Annotated in this window: 28 protein-coding genes; 19 read left to right on the top strand and 9 right to left on the bottom strand. The window is 44.4% G+C overall.

Annotation, left to right across the window (positions count from 1 at the left end):
* The first annotated feature begins 20 nt into the window (after positions 1–20).
* A complete protein-coding gene (gene bla / locus PQG45_RS09560) occupies positions 21–743 on the top strand; it encodes a subclass B1 metallo-beta-lactamase (RefSeq protein WP_315574492.1) in 723 nt (240 codons plus the stop codon).
* On the opposite strand, the gene PQG45_RS09555 is transcribed toward bla, so the two are convergent.
* The 3 genes from PQG45_RS09555 to PQG45_RS09545 form a co-directional block, all read right to left on the bottom strand.
* A complete protein-coding gene (locus PQG45_RS09555) occupies positions 740–1102 on the bottom strand; it encodes a hypothetical protein (protein WP_316070769.1) in 363 nt (120 codons plus the stop codon). The two genes, bla and PQG45_RS09555, sit on opposite strands and share 4 nt — an antisense overlap.
* The gene (locus PQG45_RS09550; RefSeq protein WP_316070768.1) at positions 1095–1349 is read right to left on the bottom strand and encodes a 4a-hydroxytetrahydrobiopterin dehydratase; all 255 of its coding nucleotides are present in this window, start codon (positions 1347–1349) and stop codon (positions 1095–1097) included. Before PQG45_RS09550 ends, PQG45_RS09555 begins: the two co-directional genes overlap by 8 nt.
* 62 nt (positions 1350–1411) lie before the next feature.
* Positions 1412–1624 carry a DUF4287 domain-containing protein gene (locus tag PQG45_RS09545; protein WP_315574487.1) on the bottom strand — a complete coding sequence of 71 codons (213 nt, stop codon included), beginning with the start codon at positions 1622–1624 and terminating at the stop codon, positions 1412–1414.
* 254 nt (positions 1625–1878) lie between these two features.
* Here PQG45_RS09545 and PQG45_RS09540 point away from each other — a divergent pair, with 254 nt between their 5' ends.
* The gene (locus tag PQG45_RS09540) at positions 1879–2310 is read left to right on the top strand and encodes a QcrA and Rieske domain-containing protein (protein WP_315574485.1); all 432 of its coding nucleotides are present in this window, start codon (positions 1879–1881) and stop codon (positions 2308–2310) included.
* 160 nt (positions 2311–2470) lie between these two features.
* On the opposite strand, the gene PQG45_RS09535 is transcribed toward PQG45_RS09540, so the two are convergent.
* A complete protein-coding gene (locus PQG45_RS09535) occupies positions 2471–3382 on the bottom strand; it encodes a LysR family transcriptional regulator (protein ID WP_315574483.1) in 912 nt (303 codons plus the stop codon).
* Between the two features lie 258 nt (positions 3383–3640).
* Here PQG45_RS09535 and PQG45_RS09530 point away from each other — a divergent pair, with 258 nt between their 5' ends.
* The 6 genes from PQG45_RS09530 to PQG45_RS09505 are packed head-to-tail and all read left to right on the top strand — an operon-like array spanning position 3641 to position 10118.
* A complete protein-coding gene (locus PQG45_RS09530; RefSeq protein WP_315574481.1) occupies positions 3641–4612 on the top strand; it encodes a sodium-dependent bicarbonate transport family permease in 972 nt (323 codons plus the stop codon).
* Positions 4605–5456 carry a DUF6671 family protein gene (locus PQG45_RS09525; protein ID WP_316070766.1) on the top strand — a complete coding sequence of 284 codons (852 nt, stop codon included), beginning with the start codon at positions 4605–4607 and terminating at the stop codon, positions 5454–5456. Before PQG45_RS09530 ends, PQG45_RS09525 begins: the two co-directional genes overlap by 8 nt.
* A gap of 4 nt (positions 5457–5460) precedes the next feature.
* Positions 5461–6408 carry an L-threonylcarbamoyladenylate synthase gene (locus PQG45_RS09520; RefSeq protein ID WP_315574477.1) on the top strand — a complete coding sequence of 316 codons (948 nt, stop codon included), beginning with the start codon at positions 5461–5463 and terminating at the stop codon, positions 6406–6408.
* Positions 6405–7745 (top strand): dihydroorotase, encoded by a 1341-nt coding sequence (locus PQG45_RS09515; protein WP_315574475.1) that lies wholly within the window; start codon positions 6405–6407, stop codon positions 7743–7745. The genes PQG45_RS09520 and PQG45_RS09515 overlap by 4 nt, the downstream gene beginning before the upstream one ends.
* A 7-nt stretch (positions 7746–7752) precedes the next feature.
* A complete protein-coding gene (gene bioD, locus PQG45_RS09510; protein ID WP_316070765.1) occupies positions 7753–8370 on the top strand; it encodes a dethiobiotin synthase in 618 nt (205 codons plus the stop codon).
* 44 nt (positions 8371–8414) lie between these two features.
* Positions 8415–10118 carry a cellulase family glycosylhydrolase gene (locus tag PQG45_RS09505; RefSeq protein ID WP_316070764.1) on the top strand — a complete coding sequence of 568 codons (1704 nt, stop codon included), beginning with the start codon at positions 8415–8417 and terminating at the stop codon, positions 10116–10118.
* Position 10119: 1 nt separating this feature from the next.
* On the opposite strand, the gene PQG45_RS09500 is transcribed toward PQG45_RS09505, so the two are convergent.
* Entirely contained in the window at positions 10120–10647 is a 528-nt protein-coding gene (locus PQG45_RS09500) for a VanZ family protein (RefSeq protein WP_315574469.1), read from the bottom strand.
* A gap of 72 nt (positions 10648–10719) precedes the next feature.
* On the opposite strand from PQG45_RS09500, the gene PQG45_RS09495 reads away from it, so the two are divergent.
* Genes PQG45_RS09495 through PQG45_RS09485 form a run of 3 tightly spaced genes read left to right on the top strand, consistent with a single transcriptional unit; the run spans position 10720 to position 13561 of the window.
* Positions 10720–12339, top strand: coding sequence for a sodium:solute symporter family transporter (locus tag PQG45_RS09495; protein ID WP_316070763.1), 1620 nt, complete (start codon positions 10720–10722; stop codon positions 12337–12339).
* Between the two features lie 8 nt (positions 12340–12347).
* Positions 12348–13175 carry an inositol oxygenase family protein gene (locus PQG45_RS09490; protein WP_316070762.1) on the top strand — a complete coding sequence of 276 codons (828 nt, stop codon included), beginning with the start codon at positions 12348–12350 and terminating at the stop codon, positions 13173–13175.
* Between the two features lie 56 nt (positions 13176–13231).
* A complete protein-coding gene (locus PQG45_RS09485; RefSeq protein ID WP_316070761.1) occupies positions 13232–13561 on the top strand; it encodes a hypothetical protein in 330 nt (109 codons plus the stop codon).
* Here PQG45_RS09485 and PQG45_RS09480 read toward each other — a convergent pair.
* The gene (locus PQG45_RS09480; protein WP_316070760.1) at positions 13558–13980 is read right to left on the bottom strand and encodes a VOC family protein; all 423 of its coding nucleotides are present in this window, start codon (positions 13978–13980) and stop codon (positions 13558–13560) included. The genes PQG45_RS09485 and PQG45_RS09480 overlap by 4 nt on opposite strands.
* Positions 13981–14103: 123 nt before the next feature.
* Between PQG45_RS09480 and PQG45_RS09475 the strand changes: the two genes are divergently transcribed.
* Positions 14104–16581 (top strand): zinc-dependent metalloprotease, encoded by a 2478-nt coding sequence (locus PQG45_RS09475; RefSeq protein WP_316070759.1) that lies wholly within the window; start codon positions 14104–14106, stop codon positions 16579–16581.
* Here PQG45_RS09475 and PQG45_RS09470 read toward each other — a convergent pair.
* Positions 16571–16987, bottom strand: coding sequence for an SRPBCC domain-containing protein (locus PQG45_RS09470; RefSeq protein ID WP_315574458.1), 417 nt, complete (start codon positions 16985–16987; stop codon positions 16571–16573). The two genes, PQG45_RS09475 and PQG45_RS09470, sit on opposite strands and share 11 nt — an antisense overlap.
* A gap of 120 nt (positions 16988–17107) precedes the next feature.
* On the opposite strand from PQG45_RS09470, the gene fabV reads away from it, so the two are divergent.
* Positions 17108–18310, top strand: coding sequence for an enoyl-ACP reductase FabV (gene fabV / locus PQG45_RS09465; RefSeq protein ID WP_315574456.1), 1203 nt, complete (start codon positions 17108–17110; stop codon positions 18308–18310).
* 40 nt (positions 18311–18350) lie between these two features.
* Positions 18351–18905 carry a sugar O-acetyltransferase gene (locus tag PQG45_RS09460; RefSeq protein WP_315574454.1) on the top strand — a complete coding sequence of 185 codons (555 nt, stop codon included), beginning with the start codon at positions 18351–18353 and terminating at the stop codon, positions 18903–18905.
* An 81-nt stretch (positions 18906–18986) separates the two neighbouring features.
* Here the strand turns inward: PQG45_RS09460 and PQG45_RS09455 are convergent, their stop codons facing one another.
* A complete protein-coding gene (locus PQG45_RS09455; RefSeq protein WP_316070758.1) occupies positions 18987–19898 on the bottom strand; it encodes a helix-turn-helix domain-containing protein in 912 nt (303 codons plus the stop codon).
* Between the two features lie 150 nt (positions 19899–20048).
* On the opposite strand from PQG45_RS09455, the gene PQG45_RS09450 reads away from it, so the two are divergent.
* From PQG45_RS09450 to PQG45_RS09430, 5 genes are read left to right on the top strand one after another with little or no spacing between them, the layout of a single operon-like run.
* The gene (locus tag PQG45_RS09450; protein WP_315574450.1) at positions 20049–20498 is read left to right on the top strand and encodes a nuclear transport factor 2 family protein; all 450 of its coding nucleotides are present in this window, start codon (positions 20049–20051) and stop codon (positions 20496–20498) included.
* A 5-nt stretch (positions 20499–20503) separates the two neighbouring features.
* Positions 20504–20953, top strand: a complete 450-nt coding sequence (locus tag PQG45_RS09445) for a nuclear transport factor 2 family protein (RefSeq protein WP_315574448.1) — start codon at positions 20504–20506, stop codon at positions 20951–20953.
* A gap of 45 nt (positions 20954–20998) precedes the next feature.
* Entirely contained in the window at positions 20999–21457 is a 459-nt protein-coding gene (locus tag PQG45_RS09440; protein ID WP_315575082.1) for a (2Fe-2S)-binding protein, read from the top strand.
* Positions 21454–23694, top strand: a complete 2241-nt coding sequence (locus tag PQG45_RS09435) for a xanthine dehydrogenase family protein molybdopterin-binding subunit (protein WP_316070757.1) — start codon at positions 21454–21456, stop codon at positions 23692–23694. Before PQG45_RS09440 ends, PQG45_RS09435 begins: the two co-directional genes overlap by 4 nt.
* The gene (locus PQG45_RS09430; RefSeq protein WP_315574445.1) at positions 23695–24540 is read left to right on the top strand and encodes an aldo/keto reductase; all 846 of its coding nucleotides are present in this window, start codon (positions 23695–23697) and stop codon (positions 24538–24540) included.
* Here PQG45_RS09430 and PQG45_RS09425 read toward each other — a convergent pair.
* Positions 24535–26757: a xanthine dehydrogenase family protein molybdopterin-binding subunit gene (locus tag PQG45_RS09425; protein WP_316070756.1), complete on the bottom strand. Its 2223-nt coding sequence runs from the start codon at positions 26755–26757 to the stop codon at positions 24535–24537. The two genes, PQG45_RS09430 and PQG45_RS09425, sit on opposite strands and share 6 nt — an antisense overlap.
* Positions 26758–26892 lie beyond the last annotated feature (135 nt).

Genomic DNA, 26892 nt, shown 5'->3' with positions numbered 1-26892 from the left:
TTATCCTTTTCAAAGACCTTATGAAGCGCTTATTGTACGCACTTTTGATGCTAAGTTTTGGGGCCGTGGCCCAACAAAAATTATACACATCAGATCGTTTGACGATTACCACCTTATCTGAAAACAGCTTCGTGCATACTTCTTTTTTACAAACGGATGATTTTGGAAAAGTGGCTTGCAATGGCTTAATCGTTCGTTCGGGTCACGAGGTCGCGATTTTTGATACACCCACGGATGACCCAAGTTCTCAAGAGTTAATTCGTTGGGTACAGGATGTGTTGAAATGCAAAATCGTGGCCATTGTACCTACCCATTTTCACAACGATTGCCTTGGTGGATTAGCGACATTTCATGCGGTGGGGATTCCCTCTTTGGCGAATGAAAAAACCATTGAGTTGGCTACCCAGCATCAGATGACAGTACCCCAAAAAGGCTTTGCGGAAAATACACGCATCGCGCTTGAAGGCAAGGAAGTTCTTATTCGTTTCTTTGGAGAAGGGCACACCCGCGATAATGTAGTTGCTTATTTTCCTGCTGAGGAAGTGCTGTTTGGTGGTTGTTTAATAAAAGAATTGGGGGCGACCAAAGGCTTTTTAGGCGACGCGAATCTTCTTGCTTGGTCGGAAACCGTTTCGAAAACTCAAGCGGCTTATCCAATCGTGAAACATGTTGTTCCGGGACATGGGGCAACGGGAGATGCGAAATTGTTGGACTACACGCGCCAACTCTTTTTACGCCCTTAAGGTTTTTGATAACCCATCGATAAGCCTGTGTCGCCTTTAACTTTTAGCAAAACATCAACGGCCTTTGCTGATGCATTTTCAATACGCAAAGCTGTGTTTTTCTCTACACGTACTGATATTTGCTCATTTGGTTTAACCTGAACAGGGGAATGTTGGCCCCCGTCGATCGGACATCTCCAAATCTTGATGTCGGTTTCAGCTAAATTCTTCAGGCTAACGGTGAAAGAACCGTGGGGATTATTCCCAAGTAAAAAAGCATTACTCCCGCCGATGGTTGTCGAAGAAGTGAGTTGGGGAAATGGTAAATATTGGCAAGCGCTTAACAACAAACAAGCAAGGAGAGCGACATATTTATTCATGGTGTTCTTTTTGATATAATGCATCCAAGGCACGAGCCAAATCCCAATCCTTTTCGGTTACCGTATTCCCAGCATCGTGCGTACTCAATGAAACGTGAATGCGATTATAGGTATTCGCCCAAGTGGGATGGTGATCTAATGCACTGATGATAACAGCCGCTTGTTGCATAAACAGCATGGCCGCCTCAAAGTTGGCGAATTTATACGTTTTTTCCAGTCTGCTGGAAGAAATAACCCAGTTGTTCATGGCGTGATTTTAGTGGGTAACACGGGGGCCAACGAATTTGTTCGTTTGTCGTCGGTATTTCCTTAATCTCGTTTTCCTTTAAAGTAGGCAAATATTGCATTGGCATGCCCATGTCCTAATTCGAAATCCGCTTTGAGCCAATTGACGATTTCGGTGGCTTTTACGGTGATGGTTCCGTTTGAAATAAACCCTTTTTCTTCGGCGAGGCGAACAAATTCTTCAGGGCCTTTCCCTGTTTTGGCTTGAATGTTATCGATGTAAGCTTGAAATGACATAATTTGAAATGATTCAATTCTTAAATATAAAGATATATTTGAGGAAATCTTTTTCCCATAAAGCATCTCAGATGAAAAATTAATTGGGTTAATGGCTTTATGGTGTATTTGCTTTCAAGTGAAGGGCCTTTTTTTTCATCCAAATCTTGGAACGGCAGCTTAGATCAAGCGGCATGCATATTATTTTATCAGATAGATTATAAACAAATTCAACGCATTCATGTTTAAGCGAAGAATAAACGCACCAACCTATTATGAAACGCAAGGAATTTTTATCAACACTAACAGGCAGTTTTTCTGTGGCCTGTGTGGCCTGTTTAGCGCAGGCTTGTTCAAAAGACGAAAATGGCGCTCCGGCCCCGGTTAACACCCCTTCGACGTCTTCAGGTTTTACGGTCAACTTAGATTCAGATCTAAAAGCTGTCAATAATTATGTGGCTCGAAATGGGTTCATTGTCATTCGTACCGCGGCGGGAAATACGGCAGCTAGTTTTGTCGCTTATTCGGCCGTTTGTCCACATGCGGGTTCCACGGTGGAATACAATGCAAGCACTTCTTCCTTTTTGTGCCCAGCGCATGGTTCTACCTTCAGTTCTACGGGGGCATTGATTCAAGGGCCTGCATCCAGCGGCTTAGCCAAATTGGCCATTGAGATTACGGGTTCTACCTTAAAAGTGAAAGCCTAATTCATTATAAATAAAATTCATGGTTGTCATAAAAAACTTAATTTTTTTTTATCAAACTTCCTGAATACGTTTGTCTCACAATTAGTGAGATTTCGTTTGAGTAATTTAATTAATGAAAAGGGTTCTTAAGATAAAGCCGGGCAATTTTGCCCGGCTTTATTTATTCAAAATGCTTTTTCTTTATTTCTTCTTTCTTTTCGATTATGTGAGCCATGAAGGCTTTGGCAACGGGCGAAGGATTTTTTTCTTTGTGCCAAATTAGTTTCCACGTCGTTACAATGGGAAGTCCGCTTCGATTAATGATAGCCAATTGTCCATTTTTCAATTCATTTTTTATTCCAATCATAGGCATGATGGAGTATCCCAGACCGGCCATCACGGCTTGTTTCACCGCCTCGTTTGACATCAACTCGAGTTTTTTTAAGGAATGAATGCCCTGTTTTTTTAGGTAAGTCTCCATGATTTTCCGTGTGCCAGACCCATTTTCTCGAAATATTAAGGGGAGCTCCTTGTTGAACTCTTGAAACGCAAACTTGGGGTTTAACGACGCAGTTACCGGATTGCCAACCAGGTAAAGTTCATTTTCTAAGATATCAATGTGATCGTATAGGGGGCTGTTAATGTCAGTTGATATTAGACTAAAATCAACTTCATTGTTTTCCAAACTATGGAACACCTTTTCCCGATTTGTCACATCGATACTAATCTCTACACCTTGATTATGATTCAAGAAATCTGTTAAAAAATAGGGTAGTACATACTTACCGGTAGACACAACAGACACTTTTAGTCGGCCGAGCAACTGATCCTTAAAAGCCATGGTTTTGTAATTTATGGCATATACTTGGTCAATGATTCCCTCTGCCGACTTGGCAATTTCAGCGCCAAAATCGGTTACATATATTTTTTTACCGATAATCTCGATTAACGGAATTTCGAATTGTGCTTGAAAATTCTTTATCTGAATGGAGACCGCCGGCTGTGTCAGATTTAATTCCTCTGCAGCTTTTGTTATGCTCATCGTTTGAACAACTTTCAAATAGATCTGTAATTGATTTAGTGTATAATTCATAAGTATTGCTAATACATTTCATTATAAACTTAAATAAAAATTATTTAAGTGGGCGCATTTACTTTGTGATATATTTATTTGGAGATGAAATTTGCACCTAAAAGCTTACTTGTTGGTATTCACTTTTTGTTCATCAGCATGGGTTTGATCGTAAGTTTTTATAACACGGATATCTTCATTGATAAGCTCGCCATTAGCCTTCTCATCATCGTCTCTTTAAATCTGCTTAAACTGTTACAAGACCCTAACTGATATTTCATGTCGAATTTTGAGTTGCTTATTTTTAATTTAAAAAACCCAACATTGCTCTTTTTTGTCTTGGGGGTTATAGCCAAAATCGTAAAGAGTGATTTAGCCATTCCTGCGGCCTCCAAAGGCTTTATAGCGCTGTACCTTCTTTTTTCGATTGGATTTAATGGAGGTGCTGAGTTGGCGGTAACGGGCATTACCCAGGAAGTAATTCAGCATTTAGTTTTTGGTCTGCTTTTGGCAACCATCATCCCGATCTTCTCATTTTTTATTTTAAAGATAAAATTGAATTCTTTTGATGCTGGCGCGATTGCATCCTGTTATGGTTCCGTTAGTGCTGTCACCTTTGTCACGGGCGTTGCCTTTCTCGAGATGAATCAGATGAAAGTAGGTGGAGAAATGGTTGCCGTGATGGCCTCAATGGAATTTCCCGCCATTATCATGGGTGTTATTTTGATGAATTTATTTCCAAGTACCCCACAAGCCATCGTTCGTAAAACACCTTGGCGCTCCGCATTGAAACACGCATTAACAAATGGGAGCGTTTTAATGATTTTTGGTAGCCTCCTCATCGGATTCATTTCGGATTCCAATCAATCCGAAGGGATTAAGCATTTTACATCTGACATATTTAAAGGCTTCCTTGCCATCTATTTACTAGACATGGGGATGGTTGCCGCGAGCCGATTTTCTGCATTTAAAAAACAAGGGGCATTTCTTATCTGTTTCGCCATTTTCGTACCGCTTTTGAACGGTGTATTAACCTCACATATTAGCCAGTTTGTGACGGAGAGCGAAGCGAATCGACTTATTTTTGCGATTCTGGCGGCGAGCGCTTCGTATATTGCTGTGCCAGCAGCAATGCGCCTAGTTGCCCCTAAAGCAGACCCTGGAATTTTTATTCCGATGGCGCTTGGCGTTACTTTTCCGATCAATATTACCATCGGTATTCCGCTGTTTCTTCAAATTATTCATGGATAATGTTGCTTTATTTTCAGGACGCCGCATTGTTGTTGCAACCAAACACGGGAAAGAACAGGTTATCGCCCCACATTTAACAAAAGAACTTGGCTTGAATTGTGTGGTGACGAATTTACTTGACACGGATACATTGGGCACATTTACCGGAGAAGTTGAACGCTTAGACTCCCCCCTAGATACAGCTCGACAGAAATGCTACTTGGCCATGGAAATTACATCAACAGATCTGGCGATTGCATCCGAAGGGTCTTTTGGGCCGCATCCAAGTATCCCGTTTGTACCCGCGCATGAAGAAATAGTCGTACTCATCGACAAGAAAAATGCGTGGGAATTTGTTGTAAGGAATTTGGGCACGAATACGAATTATGGCCAAGCGAACATTCATTCGCTGGAGGAAATGGTGGCCTTTTTGGCACAGGTCCAATTCCCATCGCATGCTGTCATACTTAAGAAGAGTGCGCATGATTCCTCGGATTGTATAAAAGGAATTCATGTGGAAAGGGAGCTGCGGGAAACACTCCCACATTTCATTCAACGTTTCGGCCAATGTAGCCTTGAAACCGATATGCGAGCCATGCATAATCCAACGCGTATGGGGGTAATCGATGCGCTAACAAAGAAACTTATCAAACAGACTCAAACGACATGTCCTATATGCGAAACGCCGGGATTTAGCATGACTGATATCCAACGCGGACTTCCATGTGCTTGTTGCGATTTGCCTACTCGGCGGGTAAAATCGGAAATTTATAGCTGCCAATGTTGTCACTATTCCGAACTAAGACCTCCCAGTCATTGCCTAACTAAGGAAGACCCCATGTATTGCGATTTTTGTAACCCTTAATAACATGATTACCCAAAACTTATCGATTATTCGTGAACAACTCACGCAAGGAAAACTCATTGGATTACCCACGGAAACCGTTTATGGCTTGGCGGCAAATGTATTCAACACGAAAGCCGTTTCCGATATATTTAAGACCAAAAATAGACCCAATTCGAGTCCGCTTATTGTTCATGTCGCTTCCATTAGTCAAGCGCGCGCGTTAGTTAAGCGATTCCCGGAGAAGGCGACCCTCTTAGCCAAGCAATTTTGGCCGGGCCCCTTGACGATGATTCTACCCAAAAGTCAAATTGTTAGTGGCCTCGTTACTGCCGATCAGGAAAATGTAGCGATTCGAATTCCAAACCATCCGATGGCATTAAGTCTCTTAAATCAATTGAACTTTCCGTTGGTTGCCCCAAGTGCAAATCCATTCAACCGCATTAGTCCAACCACAGCCGAACATGTAGAGGCCTATTTTCCTGCCATTTATACCCTAGACGGAGGAGCGTGTCATTCCGGTGTAGAATCAACGATCGTAGGCTTTGAGAATGACGAGGTTTTGTTGTTGCGGCATGGGGCAATTTCAATTGAGAAAATTGAGGCCCAAGTGGGGCGTATATTAAATCGAACGGCATCCGAAAAAGCGTCGCTTCCTGGCCAACATAAAAAGCATTATGCACCATCCTGCGAATTGATTGTAAGCTATGAGCCGTTGTTTATGCTGAGTGCGGTCAAGCATAAAAAAGTAGGAATACTTTGGTACAAATCGGTTCAAATTGAAAGTATTCACGTCGAAGTTAATCTAGTGCTAGCCCCTTCAGGTGCGCTAGATGAAGCCGCTAAAAACCTGTTTTCGGCACTTCATTCCTTGGATCACATGGGACTTGATTTAATTATCGTCGAAAGACTTCCGGCGGAAGGCCTCGGAATCACGATCAACGACCGCTTAGACCGCGCCGCATCAAAATGAAAAAACACCTAATCACAAATGCGCTTATTGTCAATGAAGGGCAAATAATACAAGCCGATGTACTCATTTCGGATGAGCGGATCGAGCGGATTGCTCCCTGGATTTCTGATGCGAATGCTCAGGTTATCGATTTCAATGGGAATTATTTGATCCCAGGAATGATTGATGATCAAGTCCATTTTCGAGATCCAGGGCTAACCTACAAAGCAGATATTTTCAGTGAATCGAAAGCTGCTGTCGCTGGGGGGATTACCTCCTTTATGGATATGCCTAATACCATCCCAAATACCTTGACTCGGGCATTACTAGAAGAGAAATATCAATGGGCCGCCCAAAAATCATTGGCAAATTATTCTTTTTTCATGGGCGTTACGGCCTCAAATTTAGATGAAGCACTTCGTGTAGATAATGAATCGGTTTGTGGAATAACTGACGACGGGCTCTACCTAGAGAACCAAGAAATATTAGCGAATAATCCGGAATACCTCGAAAAATTATTCTCCCGAGCGGAAACCTTAGTGGCCCTGCATAGCGAAGATGATGCTATTATCCGGAGAAACTTAAGTGGATTTCAACAACTGTACGGAGACGAAATCCCCATCGCTTTCCACCCAGCCATTCGTACGTCTGAGGCTTGCGAGATAGCGACTCGGAGGGTCTTAGACATTCAAAAAAAACATAATAATCGACTCCATTTTTTTCATATTTCGACCGGAGCCGAAGCAAAATTATTTAGCCCAGGCCCAATCGCCGGAAAACGGGTAACAGCAGAGGCGTGTATTCATCATCTATGTTTTACAGATGCCGACTATCCTAACTTAGGAAGTAAAATCATGTGGAACCCATCGGTTAAGTCAGAAACCGATCGCGTAGAATTACTGAAAGCGTTACAGGATGGAAGGATTGATATGATTGCCACGGACCATGCGCCGCATAGTCTTGAGGAAAAATCAGGAAATTACATGCAAATCAAATCAGGCGCTCCTATGGTCCAGCATGCTTTGTTGATGCTTTTTGAACTCGTGGATCGTGGGGAATTAGCGCTTACGACTTTGGTTGATAAAACGAGTCACCGTGTTGCCGACTGCTATAAAATGGTCGACCGGGGTTACATCCGAGAAGGGTATTTTGCAGACTTGGTGGAAGTTGCTTCATCAGCTCCCTGGGAAGTAAAAACTCAATCGCTTCTTTATAAATGTGGATGGGCTCCTGTGGTAGGAAGAACCTTCCAACATGAAATCAAACGAACTTTCGTAAGTGGCATTCTTTGTTTTCAAGCTAGGAAATTCCTGACCGAAAAAACAGGTAAAAGATTACAATATGCTAAAATTAGATAAACAACCTATGCAATTTTTTGTCACCGGAATAGGAACCGAAATTGGGAAGACTGTCGTGTCTTCTATCTTGACAGAATACCTTCAAGCAGATTATTGGAAGCCGGTCCAGTCGGGGGATTTGCACATGACTGATACGATGAAAGTACAATCGCTCATTTCTAACCCGAAAACGTTCTTTCATCCAGAAAGGTATCGTTTAAATGCTCCGCTTTCTCCGCATGCATCTGCGGCGTTGGATGGGGTTCAAATCCACCTTTCGGATTTTAAACTTCCTCAAACCTCGAATCATTTAATTGTCGAGGGTGCGGGAGGCCTCTTGGTTCCATTGAATAATCAAGAGCTCATGGTGGATCTCATTGAACAACTCCAAATTCCGGTCATATTAGTTTCACGCAATTACCTAGGAAGTATTAATCACACGGTTTTATCCATCGAAGCGCTGGAACGCCGGAAAATTCCCATTGCAGGTATCGTGATAAATGGAGAGCCTAATCCCGCGACGGAAACATTTTTAGCAAGCTTTTGCCAAATACCAATATTATTTAAGGTGGAGCATTTTTCCGAAATCACCCGTGAAACCATTGCGCAATTTGTCCATCGGCTTGATTTGAAATTATTCATTTGATTATTTCGATAATTGCTCGCATCTTCAGGGACAAATTGATTTACATGTCCCTGATTATTAGGATTTTCCGGAAGCGTATTTTTTGGCTGCTAGTTGGTTTTTCGTTTTCATTATCGGGCCAAAACCTCGGTCGGGGCATCAACCTCGGCAACATGTTTGAAGCCCCTTCCGAGGCCGCTTGGGGGAACCCATACAAAGAAGCGTACATCGGCCAAATTGCAGATCTTGGATTCCAACACGTTCGTGTGCCCATCCGGTGGGATGTTGCGGAAAGGACGCAACTCACCCCGCCTTACACCATCAATCCCCAGTTTTTGGCCCGGATTAAATCGGTCGTTGATTTGGCGATAAGCAAGCATTTGTATGTGATCATCAACATGCATCATCACGAGGAATTGTTTACCAATCCCGCCGCGTCTAAAGCCCGTTTTATTAGCCAATGGCAGCAAATAGCTGCCTATTTTAAAGGCTATGATAATCACCTATATTTCGAGGTATTGAATGAGCCGCACGATGCGCTGACACCCGAATTGTGGAACACCTACTTTGCGGAGGCTTTGGCAGAAATCCGAAAAACGAATCCCTACCGCAAGGTGCTTTTGGGCACCGCATCCTACGGGGGGCCTGCCGGAGTTCGGGACCTCAATCCGCCCAAAGATTCCAACTTAATCCTCAGCGTGCACTATTACAGCCCCTTTAATTTCACCCACCAAGGGGCAGACTGGGCCGGCAACAAAGACAAATACATTGGAACAAAATGGGAAGATTTGGCCTGGGAACGCGATCAAATTATCGCCGATTTTGATTATGTCATTCAATGGGCAAAACAACATAATATGCCGCTGCATGTGGGGGAATTTGGGAGTTATGAACTCGCCGACATAGATTCTCGGGCGCGGTGGACGACTTTCATCGCCCGTTGGCTCGAAGCCCAAGGTGCCAGTTGGGCCTATTGGGAATATTCCGCTGGATTTGGCATCTATAACCCGCTAACAAATACCTACAAAACGCTTTTGGTGGAGGCCTTATTGAAAAACCCAATGCCCGCTGCGAAGGTATTGCCTACGAAAAATCTGTTCTCTTTAAATGGCCAAGCCGGTTGGAATGTCAATTTAAATTCAGGTGCGAGTGCAAATCTGGCCACCGTTCCTCAGGGTTTGCAGGTTGTCTTGAGTAAAGTGACAGGAACCGGATGGCATATCCAACTCACAAGGTCTGGATTTCTGCTTAGTTATAAAAAGCGTTACGTGGTAAAAATTAAAGCCCAAGCCGATAAACCCATTTCCATAACGTCCTATTTGGGCCGTTCATCAAGTCCCTACAATGCTTATAGTTCCTATAATAACTTGTCGATTGAGCCCAATGAAAAGGAGTTCGTTTTCGTCTTCACCATGGGGGAACCCTATGATGCGAATGCCCGCATGGTTTTTGACATGGGTACCGCGTTAGCCACCGTTCAGATTAATGCCATTCAAGTGGATGAGGTTATTCAAGAGGTGCCGCTGGGCGTAGAGGAGCCTAAATTTGTGAACGCCGTATTTCCAAATCCATTTCACGATGTGCTACATGTTCACGGAGCGGGCGAGAGGTTTTTACGGCTGATTGATATAAGGGGTAAAATCATTTTTCACCAAGCCATTCAGGGCAATCAAACCTTGGACGTTAGCCAGCTTCCCGCGGGGATTTATGGCTTGCAATTAAAAGCAGAAAACGAAACCTTTGAATCGTTTAAACTCCTAAAAGAATAGATTACCTATTGGAAATGGGGGCGCTGTTTGTGATATAAAATAATAGTCCCAACGATAACAAGAGCGCGAATGCGATGGTTGATGGATTGACCCATTTGCGCGGAATCAACCGATATGCACCAAATCCCCCCAAGAGCCCAATCCCATTTAGGAGTACATCGTCTACATCGAATATTCCAATATTGGACAAAGCTTGTATCGTTTCAATGCCCAAGCTGATGATGAGTGCGATGTAGAGAATCACTTTTCGGCCTAATAGGTTAGCAAAGCAATTAGGCAGCAAAAACCCAATTGGAAATAGCAAAACCAAGTTCCCTGCCAAATTTAATCCGCTTATCAAGAGCCCCCTCTCTCCATTAAAATATTCAGCGATGGTTTTAAAGGGAATCCAATTAGCCGCACCAGTTTGAGTTCCGCCAAAATAGAATCGCATGTGGCCGACGAGGATCATGTCCATATCTTTAAAAACAACAAACTTGATTAGTAGGAGTGTATATACCAGTAAAATTGCGCGCGAAAGATAATTCATCGCCTTAAATTACTTGATTTTCAGTAGGTTTGAAAAACAAAAAGCTTTTTGCTTCAAACCTATTGCATTGCCATGAAAGAATTACAATCCCTCGACTACGTCGTATTTCTCCTCTATTTCGTTTCGGTTACGAGCTATGGCTACTGGGTCTACCAGCGAAAAAAGAAGGCGGAAATTTCGACCAAAGACTTTTTTCTCGCAGAGGGCTCCTTGACTTGGTGGGCGATCGGGGCTTCGCTGCTCGCCTCGAACATTTCAGCCGAGCATTTCATCGGGATGTCGGGCTCTGGTTTTGCCATCGGTTTAGCCATCTCATCCTACGAATGGATGTCGGCAGCTGCCCTCGTCATCGTCGCCGTTTTCTTCGTGCCCATTTTCTTGAAGAACAAGATTTACACGATGCCCCAATTTTTGTCGCAGCGGTATAACAATACCGTGGCAACGATTATGGCTGTTTTTTGGTTGTTGCTATATGTATTTGTGAACTTGACGTCCATTCTGTATTTAGGTGCCTTGGCGATTGAAAGCATTACCTCGATTCCCTTTTTGTATGCGATGTTGGGCCTCGCGATTTTTGCTATTTTTATAACCTTGGGTGGCATGAAGGTAATCGGTTACACGGATTTTATCCAAGTAATCGTGTTGATTATTGGGGGCTTGGTGGTGACGTATTTGGCCTTGGATATGGTTTCTGATCGCTTTCACAGCGGTGGCGTTTTTGGAGGATTGTTGGAATTACGCACACAGGCCGACGACCATTTTCACATGATTTTTTCGGAGGGAGATAAATACTACGACGCACTTCCCGGCTTTGCGATTTTGTTTGGGGGGATGTGGATTAATAACCTGAATTATTGGGGATGTAATCAATACATTGTGCAGCGGACGTTGGGGGCCGACTTGCCCACGGCGCGTTCCGGGATTTTGTTTGCGGCTTTCTTGAAATTATTGATGCCCTTGATTTGTGTAATTCCTGGCATCGCGATGTATGTCTTATACCAAAACGGAGCCTTCCAAAACGAAATGGCGATTGACGGAATCATCAAGCCCGACCATTCTTACCCAACGCTCATGAATCTTTTACCGGCGGGCCTAAAAGGTCTTTCATTTGCAGCCTTAACAGCAGCCATCGTGGCTTCTTTGGCAGGGAAAAGTAACAGCATCTCGACAATTTTTAGCCTAGACATTTACAAGAAATCACTAAATCCAAATGCCTCAGAAGCTCAAACCGTTTGGGTCGGCCGCATTGCAATTTGGGTTTCCTTCGGTATCGCGTTACTGATTGCGCCGCAATTACGCCAGTTAGAGCAAGCCTATCAATTCATCCAAGAATATTCCAACTACCTAACTCCTGGCGCATTTGCTTTGTTCTCGTTGGGATTGTTTTGGAAACGGACGACTTCTACCGCTGCCATTGTCGCCGCGGTGGCCTCCATTCCGCTCGTGGTTTTATTCAAGAATTTGCATACATTTATCGGCGGAAATCCGATTCCATTTTTACATGTAACCTCGTGGGTATATGTGATATTGGTGGCCTTGATGGTTTTGATTTCTTTGGCAGACCGGTCCAGTGTTGATAATCCGAAAGGCTTAGCTGTGGAACGCGCCGACTTCACCGTCAGCAGCCAATTTGCCATTATTTCGATTTTAATTATGGGCATAGTAGCAGCCCTTTATACGGTATTTTATTAATTTGAATCATGGAAACGACAACAAAAGAAAAAGCAGAATTTCGTAATTACGATCAAGGTGATATTACGGCTGCCGTCAAGGAACACTACCGGAAAATGCGTTCACGCCAGACTTACGAGTATGTGTTACGCATGAAGAAAAAGTATTTGACCTTCGAACGCCCCATGGATTTATGGGAAATGATGGAGCGCTTGAATGTTTTAGTTGACGTTTCTGATCCCGATTTGAACCTCCCAAACATCATTCACTTATTGCAATCTGCCGAAGGATTACGCGCGGAAGGCCGACCGGATTGGATGCAGTTGGTAGGTTTAATCCACGATTTAGGAAAAGCAATGTACCTGTTCGGTGCGGATGAGGATGGAACCTCACAGGCTGAACAATGGGGATTGGTAGGTGACGTGTTTGTCGTTGGTTGCGCTCTTCCTGACTCATGTGTTTATCCCGAATTCAATGCCTTAAATCCCGATATGCAAGACAGTCGCTACAATACCGAGTTAGGTGTTTATGAAGCGGGTTGTGGTTTGGATAATTTACATTTGGCTTGGGGGCACGATGAGTATTTATACCAAGTGTTGACAAATCATGCTGATAATAAAATTCCCGAAGCGGGGATGGCGATGATTCGTTATCACTCGTTTTATCCATGGCATTCGGGAGGTAGTTACCGTCAATTTATGACGGCCAAAGACGAGCAATATTTGGAATGGATTCATGATTTCAACAAATACGATTTATATACCAAATCACCTGTCGTTCCTGTTTACGAGGAATTAAAATCTTATTACATGCCGATTGCCGAGAAGTATTTGGGCAAGGGGCCAATCAACTGGTAAACCAACGCATTAAAGGAGCTATTGTTCGCAATAGCTCCTTTTTTTGAATGTAAAATATGTATATATCACTCACGGGTTTAAAACCCAAAGGCTTCTTCGCCTATCTTCGTTTTTGGTTATTGGCCATTCCTGCCTTTCGCCAGGCGCAAACAGCCGAAGGAAATTTGCATTGTGACGTAAAAAAAGTACATGAATATCAATGCACAATAACCGCTTGGGAAAGCCGTGAACTCATGTTAACGTATTTACGAAGTGGGGCACATCTAAAGGCGATGAAAGCATTTAAGCAAATAGCGACGGGGCCTACCTATGGGTATGAGTCGGAGAGCATCCCAACATGGGCGGAGGCGTACGCCTTAATCACGGAAAAGGGCAAGATGCATTAATTTCTCGAGTTGAATTTCTGTATATCGAGGTACATGAGCCCCCACGAATATCCATCCGGATCCTCGATGGTGCGCACCTGCATAAATCCTTCATCGACCATGGGAATGGATGTTGATCCGCCTGCGTTTAAGCCTTTTTCCGTAAGCAGATTTACTTGCTCAACACTTTCCAGCGGTAAGGTAAATGAGGGTCCTGTGACCCGCTGAAAATCAGCGATGGATTTTTGGGCATGCTTATATGAAAAAGTATGGGACTGCAACATCACAAAAATTTGATCGCTCCAAACCATGCATTTTTGATCTTCCCCGGTGAAAGTTGGGTTACCCCTAAAACCTAATGCCTCATAAAATAGTTGGGATTGTTGGAGGTTAGCAACCGGAAGGTTGATGAAGATTTGTTGCGATGGGGGAGTGGACATATGAGCATGATTTCGCTCGCAAATATAGAAGATTATTGTAATCCTACGAGGTGTCGTGCCAGACAAGTCAAGCGAAGAATAAAAGAATAATTCATTAATTTGGTCAAAATGGAAAGAAGATTCATGAAAAAAACGTTACTCCTTAGCTGCGGATTTGTCGCGGTATCTTTGTTAAGCTTGGCGCAAATACCTAAAGTGCCCGCGAATGTTTCCGTAAAACCTGCTGATTCTACTGCAGCAAAGAGACCGGTGACCAAGTCAAAATCCTATGATCAGGTCATCACGAAGGAAGCAAAATCAAAAAAAGGCTTATTCACGACCCACCAAATAGGCGATAAATTCTATTTCGAAATCCCCAAGAAACACTTAGGCAAAGACATGTTATTAGTCAGCCAAATCGCCAAAATCCCGAATGGTTTAGGCGGAGGCTATGTCAATGCAGGAACGTCGTCCCATGAGCAATTAATCGTTTGGGAGAAATTTCAGGAAAAGATCTTGATCAAGATAAAATCATATGCTGCGGTGGCAGCTGATTCCTTGCCAATTAGCCTATCGGTGAAGGCTAATAATTATGAGCCTACATTGTATATGTTCGATATCGAAACCTATAGCAAAGATTCAAGTCATGTGGTCATCGACGTGACCAAGTTTTATAGCAGTGACATCCCGGCCATGAGCGGTTTGGATGCTTCCTTGCGGGAGACGCATAAAGTCAGAAATTTAGATGCGAGCCGTAGTTTTATTCGCTCGGTAAAATCGTTCCCATTAAACATTGAGGTTTTGCAAGATTTCACCTACAACGCTTCGAAACCATCCGCAACGGCTTATACGGAAACGATTAGCATGCAGATGAATCAGTCGATGATTTTATTGCCGGAGAAGCCCATGAAACCGCGTTTATTCGATCAGCGTGTCGGTTATTTCACGCAAAGACAATATGATTATTCGAGTGAGGAATTGAAATCCGATCAGAAAACGTATATCCAGCGCTGGCGTTTGGAGCCGAAAGATATGGCAGCGTATAAGCGTGGGGAATTGGTAGAACCCATCAAACCCATTGTCTATTATTTAGATCCTGCGACTCCTGTCAAATTGCGGAAGCACATGAAAAAAGGGGTAGAGAATTGGCAAAAAGCCTTCGAAGCTGCAGGTTTTAAAAATGCGATCATTTGCAAGGATGCTCCTACCGCAGCAGAGGATCCGGATTTTTCACCGGAAGACATCCGTTATTCGGTGATTCGCTATGTTGCGAGTACGACACGAAATGCGATGGGTCCAAGCGTGAGTGATCCGCGTTCTGGAGAGATTATTGAGAGTGATATCATTTGGTACCATAACCATTTGCGTTCGTACCGGAATCGCTTTTTATTGGAAACAGGTGCGGCTAATCCGAATGCCCGTACGCTCGATACCCGCGAAGAGGACATCGGCGAAATGATGGAAATGGTGATTTCGCACGAGGTGGGACATGCGCTGGGTTTCCCACATAACATGGGGGCGAGTAGCTCGTATGAGGTGGAGAATTACCGCAAAGCCGACTTCACAAATAAGGAAGGTATTTCTGCCAGCATCATGGATTATGCTCGTTTCAATTACATCGCGCAGCCGGGGGATCAGGGCGTTCGCTTCATCCGACAAATGGGTCCGTATGATAATTATGCGGTGAATTGGGGCTATCGGGTTTTGCCGGATGCGGTTCGTCCGGAAGATGAAGTGCCTACGTTAGATAAGTGGATTGAGGCCAAAGCTGGCGATTCGAGATTCCGCTTTGGTAATCAGGGGACGACATTTGACCCAAGTTCTCAAACGGAGGATGTGGGAAATGATCCCATTCGCGCGAGTACGTATGCGGTGAAGAACTTAAAATATGTGGCTAAAAATTTAGCCGACTGGACAAGTAAAAAGACGAATGATTACGAAGATTTGATTGAATTAAATGATGAGCTTTTAGGTTCTTGGTCCCGTTATGTGGGCCATGTGACGACGATGGTGGGCGGGGTATATGAGCAATATGCCAAACCGAATCAGGGTATTTCGTCTTACAATCCGGTACCTAAGGCAAGCCAACAAGCGGCGGTTAACTGGTTAATTTCGAATGTATTTACGAATGTGGATTGGTTAATCAACAAAGAGGTGGTGACGCATCACATGGCGGGGTATACGGATCGTATTCGTAGTCTTCAAGTTAGTCCGTTGAACCGCATGTTAAGTTTAGAGACCTTTGCGCGTTTGGATAATAGTGGCTTGACTAAGCCAAATAACTACAAGACCATCGATCTTTTCCAAGATTTGCGCGGAGGTATTTGGAGCGAATTAACTACTGGTAAAAACATCGATCAGTATCGTCGGAATCTACAAAAAGCCTACATCGAGCGCTTGAAAGCCTTGATGACAGATCAGGCGCCCGCACCTGCTGCTTTTGGCGCGCGCGAAACGTATCCCGTAGCACAGTCGGACGTTCGTTCCATTGTTCGCGGCGAGTTGAAGGCATTGCAAGCAAGTTTAGCTTTAGCGAAACGCAAGTATGCAGACAAAGAAGTTCGCTACCACCTGGATGATTGTTTGGAGCGCGTAAGTTTGATTTTGAATCCTAGGAAGTAGCGCTTTCGACGTAGCTTTTGAAGTTGTCCAAAATCATTTGCCAGCCGGCTTGCTGCATATCTTCCGGGTTTTGATTTTCCGGCTCAAAATGTTCGGTTACTTTTGTTCCTGCTTCGGTGGTTTCGAAAGTAACCTGCATGTTGCGGCCATCCCCAATGAAGATGTGAAGCGATTGCTCGGGATTAATTTCAAGATAGGTGCCCCAAAAATCAAAGCTCATCGAGCCGTCTTTGGCTGCCATCTCGTAATGAAATTCACCGCCAACTTGTAAGTCGGTCGACGCTTTTGGACAATGCCAATCTGGAGAAGCAAAATTCCAGTTTTGGATATGTGCTGGTTGCGTCCATTTCTCCCATACGGTATTTAGTGGAGCGTTGATTGTGGTTGATACGGTAATGAAGGCCATGTAACTTACTAGTTTTGGTAAAAAAATGAACCGCTTTCAGATCTTACGGTATGAAAACGGTTACTGTTGAGGCAAATATACTTGCTTTAACTATATTTGCACAAACAAAATTCGAGCACTATGATTATTGAACCTAGAATGAGAGGGTTTATCTGTTTGACTTCTCACCCGAAAGGATGTGAACAAAACGTCTTAAATCAAATTGACTACGTGAAGTCCCAAGGCAAAATTGCCGGGGCGAAAAAAGTGCTTGTGATCGGAGCCTCGACGGGTTTTGGTTTAGCCTCTCGTATCACGAGTGCATTCGGATCGGATGCTGCGACGATTGGCGTTTTCTTTGAAAAAGCACCTGCAGCAGGCAAAACAGCCTCTCCAGGATATTATAATAGCCTTGCTTTCGAAGCAGCGGCAGGCAGAGCGGGTCTTTATGCGAAAAGTATTAACGGCGATGCTTTCTCGAACGAAGTGAAATCTCAAACAATTGACTTAATCAAGGCGGATTTAGGCCAAATAGATTTAGTGATCTACAGTTTAGCTTCTCCAGTTCGTCAACATCCTGTTTCGGGCGTGTTGCACCGTTCGGTTTTGAAGCCTATCGGCGATACATTCTCGGACAAGACGGTTGATTTCCATACAGGTATCGTTTCGGAAGTAACGATTACCCCATGTAACGACGAAGATATTGAAAACACCGTTGCAGTGATGGGCGGGGAAGATTGGCAGATGTGGATGGATGCCTTATTAAACGCAGGTGTTTTAGCGGATGGTGCGATGACCGTTGCTTATTCATACATTGGGCCAAAAGTAACTGAGCCGGTTTACCGTAAAGGAACGATCGGAATGGCGAAAGACCATTTGGAATCTACGGCTTTCAAAATTACGGAAGGCTTAGCGAATATTGGTGGTAAAGCATTTGTTTCGGTGAATAAAGCCTTAGTAACGCAAGCAAGTTCAGCGATTCCGGTGATTCCATTGTATATCTCCTTGTTGTATAAAATCATGAAGGCCAAAGGAACGCATGAGGGTTGCATTGAGCAAATCCAACGCCTTTTCAGCGCACGACTGTATACAAACGGTACAATTCCGGTTGACGAGAAAGGACGTATCCGCATCGACGATTGGGAAATGGATGAAGCCGTTCAAAAAGAAGTGGCCGAATTATGGAAAGGCGCTACGACAGAAAACTTGCCGGGTATCGGCGATTTGAACGGATATAAATCGGATTTCTTAAATCTATTTGGATTCGGAATCGATGGTGTCGATTACGCCGCGGAGGCCAACGAATTGGTCGAGATTCCGGGATTGATTACGGTAGAAAAATAAATGAAAAGCCATCTGAGAGGATGGCTTTTTTTATGAGTATATGAACATTTTCGAACGCATGCGTGCTGGCGGAATCATTCCGCACACGGATCCACAATGGGCGGAGGTTTGGGAGATCGTGAATCAAACGATTGTGCTTTCTGCTAAGCTGAATGCTTCAGGCAATGTGGAGGAGATTCGTGCGATTTTGTCTGAAATTTTAGGCCAAAGTATTGATTCATCCACAACCGTTTTAGCTCCTTTTTCAACCAATTTTGGAAAGCATACGACAATCGGGAAGAACGTGTTCATCAACCATGGCTGTTCGTTTTTGGACTTAGGCGGTATCACGATTGAAGACGATGTCTTGATAGGGCCGCAAGTGAAATTAGTGACCGAAAATCATCCGGTGGATCCGGGCAATCGCAAGAGCCTAGATTTGAAATCGATTCACATTGGAAAAAATGTGTGGCTGGGAGCAGGCGCCATTATTTTACCTGGCGTTACGGTAGGCGAAAACTCGATTGTAGCTGCGGGTGCCGTGGTGACGAAAGACGTGCCGAGTAATACGATTGTGGGTGGGGTGCCGGCGAAGTTTATTAAAGAGATAGACTAGACTGTTATTTTACTTTAGTGCCACCAAAGTAAAATAAGAATTACGGTATTTTACTTTAATACTATCAAAGTAAAACAAGAACTAATTCAACGACCTAAACTCATTAGGCGTCTGTCCCACACGTTGCTTGAACAAGCGCGTGAAATGTTGTGGGTATTTGAAGCCCATTTCAAATGCAATTTCATTGATCGTTTTATCCGATTCGAATACGCGGTTTTTCGCCACGTCGATGGTCTTGTTTTGGATGTAATCCTTCGCGGTTAAACCGGTTTCTTTTTTGATCAAATCCCCAAAATAATTGGCCGATAAATGCAGCTCATTCGCGAAATAACGAACGGATGGAATGCCGTAAACTTGCGCCTGATCGGATTCAAAATAGTTGTTCAATAAGGTTTCAAAGCGTTCTAAAATGCCCTTGTTGACATGTTCCCGCGTGATGAATTGGCGGTCGTAGAACCTTTGGCAATAACCCAAAAACAATTCGATGTTTGAGACAATCAACTTCTTCGAATGCTTGTCGATGGGTTGCTTGAGCTCGAATTCGATCTTTGCAAAACAGTCCAATATCATTTGGCGCTCATCATCGGATAAGTGTAATGCTTCGTGAGATTCGTAATTGAAGAATTTATACTGGGACATATTTCGACCCAAACTTGTTCCTATCAACAAGTCAGGATGGAAAATTAATCCATGTCCCATCGGTTGGTAGGGAATCTTTGTATTTTGAATTTCCGCCACCTGACCCGGAGCGAAAAAGATTAAAGTTCCAGCTTGGTAATCATAAGTATGCCGACCGTACCGAATGTCGCCACATTGGACATCCTTTAGAATAACGCTATATAGTCCATATTGAAATCGGATGGTATCTGCATCGCCCCATTCCCGTATGTTCGCTAGGGAGTAATCAATAACAGACGCCAATGGGTGTAATGTCTTATGATTATTATCCGTATTGTACTTTGCGATATTGTTGATAGGGTAATTCAGTTCCATGGCCACGAATTTTAAAAACGAATTTACCAATTATCAAATAGATGCAAACTTCGAACATTCCTAATCCGTAAAAATGGTAGAAAATCCCTGAATTTATCTACTTACTTTCAATGCATTAAGTTTGAAATTTGTTTCGTAAAAAAATAACCTATGAAATCAATCGTATTATTCTTGAGCTTTATGCTCTTGACACTTAACAGCGCTTTCGCACAAACGAATTCAGAAGAAACGATCAAGCAATTATCGAAAGATAAGTGGCAGTGGATGGCCAACAAAGATGTCGATAAATTAGCCGCACTGTTTGATGAAAAGTGCGAGTTTGTTCACATGGGAGGAACTTGGGGGAAAGCGCGTGAAGTGGATATCATCAAAGCCGGTTTTATTTGGTATAAACAAGCAGAGGTCTATTCTACGAATGTGAAATTCTACGGGAATACCGCCATTTTATTAAGCGATATCGATTTGGTCGCGCAGGTAGGGGGCAACGTGGTTACGAATCCTTTTATGGTAACCGAAGTGTATGTTTTGGAAAATAATACATGGAAAATGGCTCAATTAACATTCTCTCATTTATCTCGACCAGTTAAATTAAAACAATAAAACACATGAAAAAGCTAGTATTCTTATTGAGCATCTTGCTCGTTTCTATTTCATCTTCCTTTGCACAGACCGCTGCAGAAAAAGAATTGATCCAATTGTCGACGGATAAGTGGCAGTGGATGTCAGACAAGGAAGTCGATAAACTTGAAAAATTATTCGACCCCAAAGCCAAATTCGTTCACATGAGCGGAACATGGAAGAAAGACGAAGAATTGGATATCATTAAAACGGGACGAATTTGGTATAAAAAAGCGACAGTGAAAGATACCGCGGTGGAGATCGTAGGGAATACAGCGATCGTTTGGAATCGTATTACATTAGATGCTATCGTGCGGGAACAAGTGGCGGTTACGGAGTTTACGGTGACGGAAGTCTACCAAAAACAAGGGAATGATTGGAAGATGCTCGCATTGACATTTAGTAGCGTGCGTGATACGCATCAGATAAAACATTAAATTTGAATATATTTGCTTCGATTCTCCTAAATCACCTCGACTATGATCAAGAAATATTCCGTTAAGATTAACAAGAAAGTCCACCAGGTAGAGGCGGACGAAAATATGCCCCTTTTGTGGGTGCTCCGTGACATCCTAGGAATGGAGGGCACGAAATACGGTTGCGGTGTCGGCTCTTGCGGCGCTTGCACGGTACACTTAAATGGCGACGCTGTTCGCTCTTGCCAATTGCCCATTTCGGCTTTGGCAGGAATGGAAATTACCACCATCGAAGGCCTATCTGCGAAAGGTGATCATCCCGTTCAAAAAGCATGGGTGGATGTGGACGTCGCACAATGCGGATATTGTCAATCAGGCCAAATCATGAGCGCCGCGGCACTCTTGAAAAGCACACCGAATCCCACGGAAGAGGATATTGAAAACTTCATGACGGGCAATATTTGCCGTTGTGGAACGTATACGCGTATCAAAAAAGCTATCCAACAAGCCGCGACGAAATCATGAAAAAGACAGACTCAAATTATAGTAGACGATCGTTCTTGAAAGTATCATCGCTATCCGGCGGAGGCATGATGCTAGGCATTTCATGGTTCGCGCGTGCGAAGCCGGTGGAATCCTTAGGCGAATTGAACATCGAGCCCGTTTGGCAAGAGGTGACAAGTTTCATCAAAATCGCCTCGGATAATTCAATCAAAATATTTTCCCCCAATCCCGAGTTTGGCCAAAATGTAATGACCTCTTTACCGATGTTAATCGCGGAGGAATTAGACGTGGATTGGAAGCAAGTGGAGGTGGAACAAGGGAATTACGATAATAAAGCCTTTCCACGCCAATTTACTGGCGGGAGTCAAGGTGTTCGGACCGCTTGGAAACCCTTGCGGACGGTGGGGGCTGCGGCCCGACAAATGATTTTGACGGCTGCGAGTCAGGCCTGGAACCTACCCGTTTCGGAATTGACAACAGCGAATGGAATGATCACGCACGCATTCAGTGGCAAGTCAGAAACCTACGGAACTTTTGCTGCTGCTGCGGCGAAATTACCGGTGCCGAAAGACATTGTCTTGAAAGGAAATCAATCGTTCCACTTAATTGGAACCCCACAAAAGAATGTTGTAGCACCCAAAATTGCACAAGGAAAACCCTTGTTCGGGATGGATTACCGCGAGGCGGGGATGTTAATTGCGATGACTGAACGTCCACCGGCTTTTGGTATGCGATTGAAATCCTTCGATGCAACCGCAGCGAAGAAGATGCCGGGAATCGTGGATATTTTCCCGATCAAAGTCTTTAATGATGATCACAAATTTGCAGGTTTTGATACGCGTTCGTTCAACGAGGTAATTGCTGTCGTGGGCAAGTCCACCTGGGATGTGATGAATGCACGCAAGAAAATCAAAGCCGTATGGGAAGTAGCGCCAGAAAGAAAGGAGATGGGTCAAAACAATCGCGAAACGACGGTTCCATCCGGACTAGAAAGTACGACAAAACATTATGCTCAAATGCTCGAAATGAGCAAAAAGGCGGGTGTCATTGAGCGAAAAGATGGTGATCCAGAAAAGGCTTTCGCGGAGGCGAAACACGTGATTGAGCGGACTTATACCGCGCCGTTTTTGGCACATAATATCATGGAACCGACGAATACGTTTGCGCATTATGTGGGCGACAAAGTTCGTTTCGTTGCGCCTATCCAAATCCCAGATTGGATTATGCCATCGATCGTGGCTCGTTTAGGTATCCCTAAAGAAAATATATCGATTGAATTAGTACGGATGGGCGGGGGTTTCGGTCGGCGCGCGTATGGCCACTACATGATCGAGGCGGCCTTGATTTCCAAGCAAGCGAACGCACCCGTTAAATTAATTTACTCGCGCGAGGATGATGTGAGTGCGGGTATTTACCGACCGTCCTACCAGTTGACCTACCGCGCGGCTTTCGATGAAAATAAGAAGCTGATTGCTTTTCATGCCAAAGGTGGCGGCGTTCCAGAATCCCCTTTACATGCCAATCGTTTTCCGGCAGGAGCGATTGATAATTACTTAGCGGAGAGTTTTGTGATTCCATCGAACATTACGATCGGCGCTTTCCGTGCCCCTCGTTCGAATTTTAACGCCGCGGCAGAACAGTCGTTCTTGGATGAAATTTCGGAGTACATGGGCAAGGATCCGATTGCATTCCGTTTGGAATTATTGCAGCGGGCCAAAGATAACCCGGTAGGAAAAACCAACGATTACGATGCGAGCCGCTACATGGGCGTGTTGGAATTAGTGCGCGAAAAATCGGGCTGGGGAAAACCGGAGAACGCAGGTAAAAAGCGCGGGGTTTCGGCGTATTTCTGCCACAATTCCTATGCGGCACAGGTTATCGATTTACAGGTGAAAGGCGACCAAGTGACGGTTGACCAAGTAACAACAGCTTTGGATTGCGGCGTAGTCGTGAATCCGGAAGGAGCGAAAAACATGGCAGAAGGTGCGGCGATCGACGGGATAGGAAATGCCTTGTTTGGTCAATTAACTTTAACAGATGGTCGCACTGATCAGCGAAATTTCGATACGTATCGCATGATTCGTCACAACGAAGCACCGAAGAAAATCGATGTGCATTTTGTGAAGAATGAGATTGACCCGACGGGATTAGGCGAGCCGCCGTTCCCACCGATTTTTGGTGCGATGGCGAATGCACTGTATAAGGCGACGGGGAAACGTTTTTACCAACAGCCTTTTCAGCCCCAGTTAAAAGCGTAAATGGAGTTTGTTACCTTAAATAATGGAGTGAAGATGCCCATTTTGGGCTTTGGTGTATTTCAGATTCCAGATGCGGCGGCTTGTGAAAAGGCAGTTTTAGAGGCGATTTCTGTGGGTTATCGGTCCATCGATACGGCGGCCTCCTACGGAAACGAGGAGGCGGTAGGTCGTGCACTGGCCGCTTCGGGTGTAGCCCGCAAGGACTTGTTTATCACGACCAAATTATGGATTCAAGGTCAAGGTTACGAAGGAACGATGGAGGCCTTTGAGCAATCCGTGCAAAAATTAGGCCTCGATTACCTGGATTTGTATCTGATTCATCAGCCTTATGGGGATGTTTTTGGGGAGTGGCGCGCGTTGGAAAAATTGTATAAAGATGGTCGCATAAAAGCGATTGGAATTAGTAATTTTCAGCCGGATCGTGTGATGGATTTAATGGTTCATACCGAGATTGTGCCGGCAGTGAATCAGGTGGAAACACATCCATTCCAACAGCAAATCGCGAACCAAGCCTTCTTACAAGAAAACAACATTCAGATCGAATCTTGGGGGCCTTTTGCGGAAGGCAAGAATGGGATGTTTAGCAACGAACTCTTAGGGGCTATCGCTCAAAAACACAGTAAATCCATTGCCCAGGTCATTCTGCGCTGGATAGTTCAGCGTGGTGTTGTCGCGATTCCCAAAACGGTGAATCGGGAGCGCATGGTCGAAAATTTCGCCATTTTTGACTTTCAATTAAGCGAGTCTGACATGGCTCAAATCCAAACGCTCGATACGATGACGTCTAGCTTTTTTGATCACCGAGATCCCGTGATGGTGAAGTGGCTAGGGCAGCGTAAATTATAAATTATCTGAAAAAGGCTGCCGGTAATGTCTTTTGCCGGTGGCCTTGTACAGCGCATTCGCTAAAGCGCCATAAACAGGGGGATAAGCGGGTTCGCCCATGCCGGTAGGGTCTATCTCATTCTTCACAAAATGCACATCGATTTTCTTAGGGGCTTCATTGTGGCGAATCATGCGGTAGGTATCAAAGTTCGAACTCTGTGGCACCCCATTTTCAATCGTCATTTTGCCAAACATCGCCGCGCCGATACCATCGACAATTCCGCCTTCCGACAAATTTTTCGCCCCATCTGGGTTGATGACAATTCCACAATCAATCGCACAACAGACGTTTTGAACGACCGGCGTGCCGTTTTTCATTTCGAGTTCAAGCACGTGCGCGGCATAGGAATCGTGGCAGAAATAGGCGGATACCCCGAGTTTTTTTGTGGATTTCAAAGCATCCCAATTCGACTTTTCGCGTACTAAACGTAAGACCTCTGCATAGCGTTCCGGTTCGTATTCGTTATTTTTGCCAACGGGTTTGTCCTTTGCGCGTTGTAGTAATTCCAGTCGGAAATCAATGGGATCTTTACCCGCAAATTCCGCTAATTCATCTAAGAAAGATTGCTCCGCCGCGGCCATAAAATTAGAACGCGGTGCCCGGAAAGAACCCACGGTGATATTGCTATCAATGGTCCAGTCTTCGGCTAAATAATTGTCCACCGCCCCTGCAGGGAATCGGTTTGGGTATAGCGGGGATTCAGGAATGCCACCCGCTTTTACGTGAAAACCAATGACCTGATTATTCGCATCTAACGCGGCGCGATACGTCGCAGTGTAAGTCGAACGGTAAATCCCCGCTGTCATATCGTCTTCGCGGGAATAAATTAATTTGATAGGCGCTTGAACTTGTTGGGATATTAATGCGGCCTCAATCAACCAGTGTGAATAAGATCGCCGTCCGAAACCACCGCCTAAGCGCGTCATTTTAATGTCGATGTTTTCCAAAGGAATACCGATGCGAGCTGAAAGTGTTTGCTCGCTGAATTCCGGCTTTTGCAAAGGACCCGCAAGGCTCGCTTTGTCTTTTGTGACATGTGCGAAAAAGTTCATGGGCTCCATGCAATTATGGGCTAGATATGGGCCATAATAGGTGCGTTCAATGATTTTGGTGGCTTGTTTGAAGGCCGATTCAATGTCGCCGTCCTTTCGGCGGACGATGCCAGGCACCTCTTTTTTAGCCGCCATTTGTGCTTGATGCCCGGTGCTGCTCTCGAGGCCGGCTGGAACGGTTTCCGTGATTTTCCGACCGAGCATATCCCTTTTTTGGGTATAGGTTTCGATCGGTTTCCAGGTGACTTGAAGGACTTTTTTGGCCTGCATGACTTCCCAGGTATTTCGACCTACGATAGCGACGACTTCCGGGAAAGTAGTGGTATCAAAGAAGGTTTTTTCGTAGCCTTCGTTATACAGTTTAATCGGGAAAACAGCTTTAATTCCGGGCATTTTCAAGGCGCGTGTGGCATCAAAAGACTTCAATGTCATGCCAAAAGCTGGAGGGTGCGTGACCATCGCAATCAGCATGCCGGGAACTCGCGTGTCGATGCCAAAAAGTGGTTGACCCGTCACGATTTTTCGGATGTCTACTTGTTGTTTTGATTTCCCGATGATCTTGAAATCTTTGACAGCTTTCAAAGCAACTTGGGTAGGTAACGTAATTGTTGATGCGAATTGGGCCATTTGGCCATAGGTTGCGCTTTTCCCTGATGCGGAATGCGATAAAACGCCTGCCTCTGTGCTAATTTCCGAAGTGGGAACATTCCATTGCAATGCCGCTGCCTCGCGAAGAAGTTGGCGCGCTGTCGCCCCTGCGGTTCGCAAAGGCTTCCAACCTTGATGTATGGCTTGGCTACCACCGATGAACTGGCGGGTGAAATGTTTGGTATCTAAATCAGCTTGTATTACCTCCACTTGTTTCCAATCTACATCCAATTCCTCCGCTACAATCATTGGCATGGAAGTCTTCACGCCCTGTCCGCCTTCGGGATTGGGGGACATGATTTGGATGCGATTATCTGGTAAAATTTTGACAAAACCATTCAGTTCAATCGGCTGTGTTCCTGGAGCGGTTTGCGCACTCGCCTTTGAAAAAAAGGAGAAGCTAATCAAGAGTCCGCCACCGCTTAGGGCTGAGGATTTCAGGAAGGCTCTACGGTTGAGGGAGGATGAATTTTTCATGGTTTAGGTTCAAACGGAAGACCTAATTAAACCAACAAATGCGAGAAAGCGAAATATATTTTACGGGTATTACTACCAAAATTACGGATATGAGTAAATCTTCCTTTTAATTTAGAATACGAGGCATTAATTTCT

This window comes from Aquirufa regiilacus, assembly GCF_032470275.1.
GTDB lineage: Bacteria > Bacteroidota > Bacteroidia > Cytophagales > Spirosomataceae > Aquirufa > Aquirufa regiilacus.
Note: the sequence above shows the minus strand (reverse complement) of the source record. Positions and strands in the feature narration are given on the sequence as shown.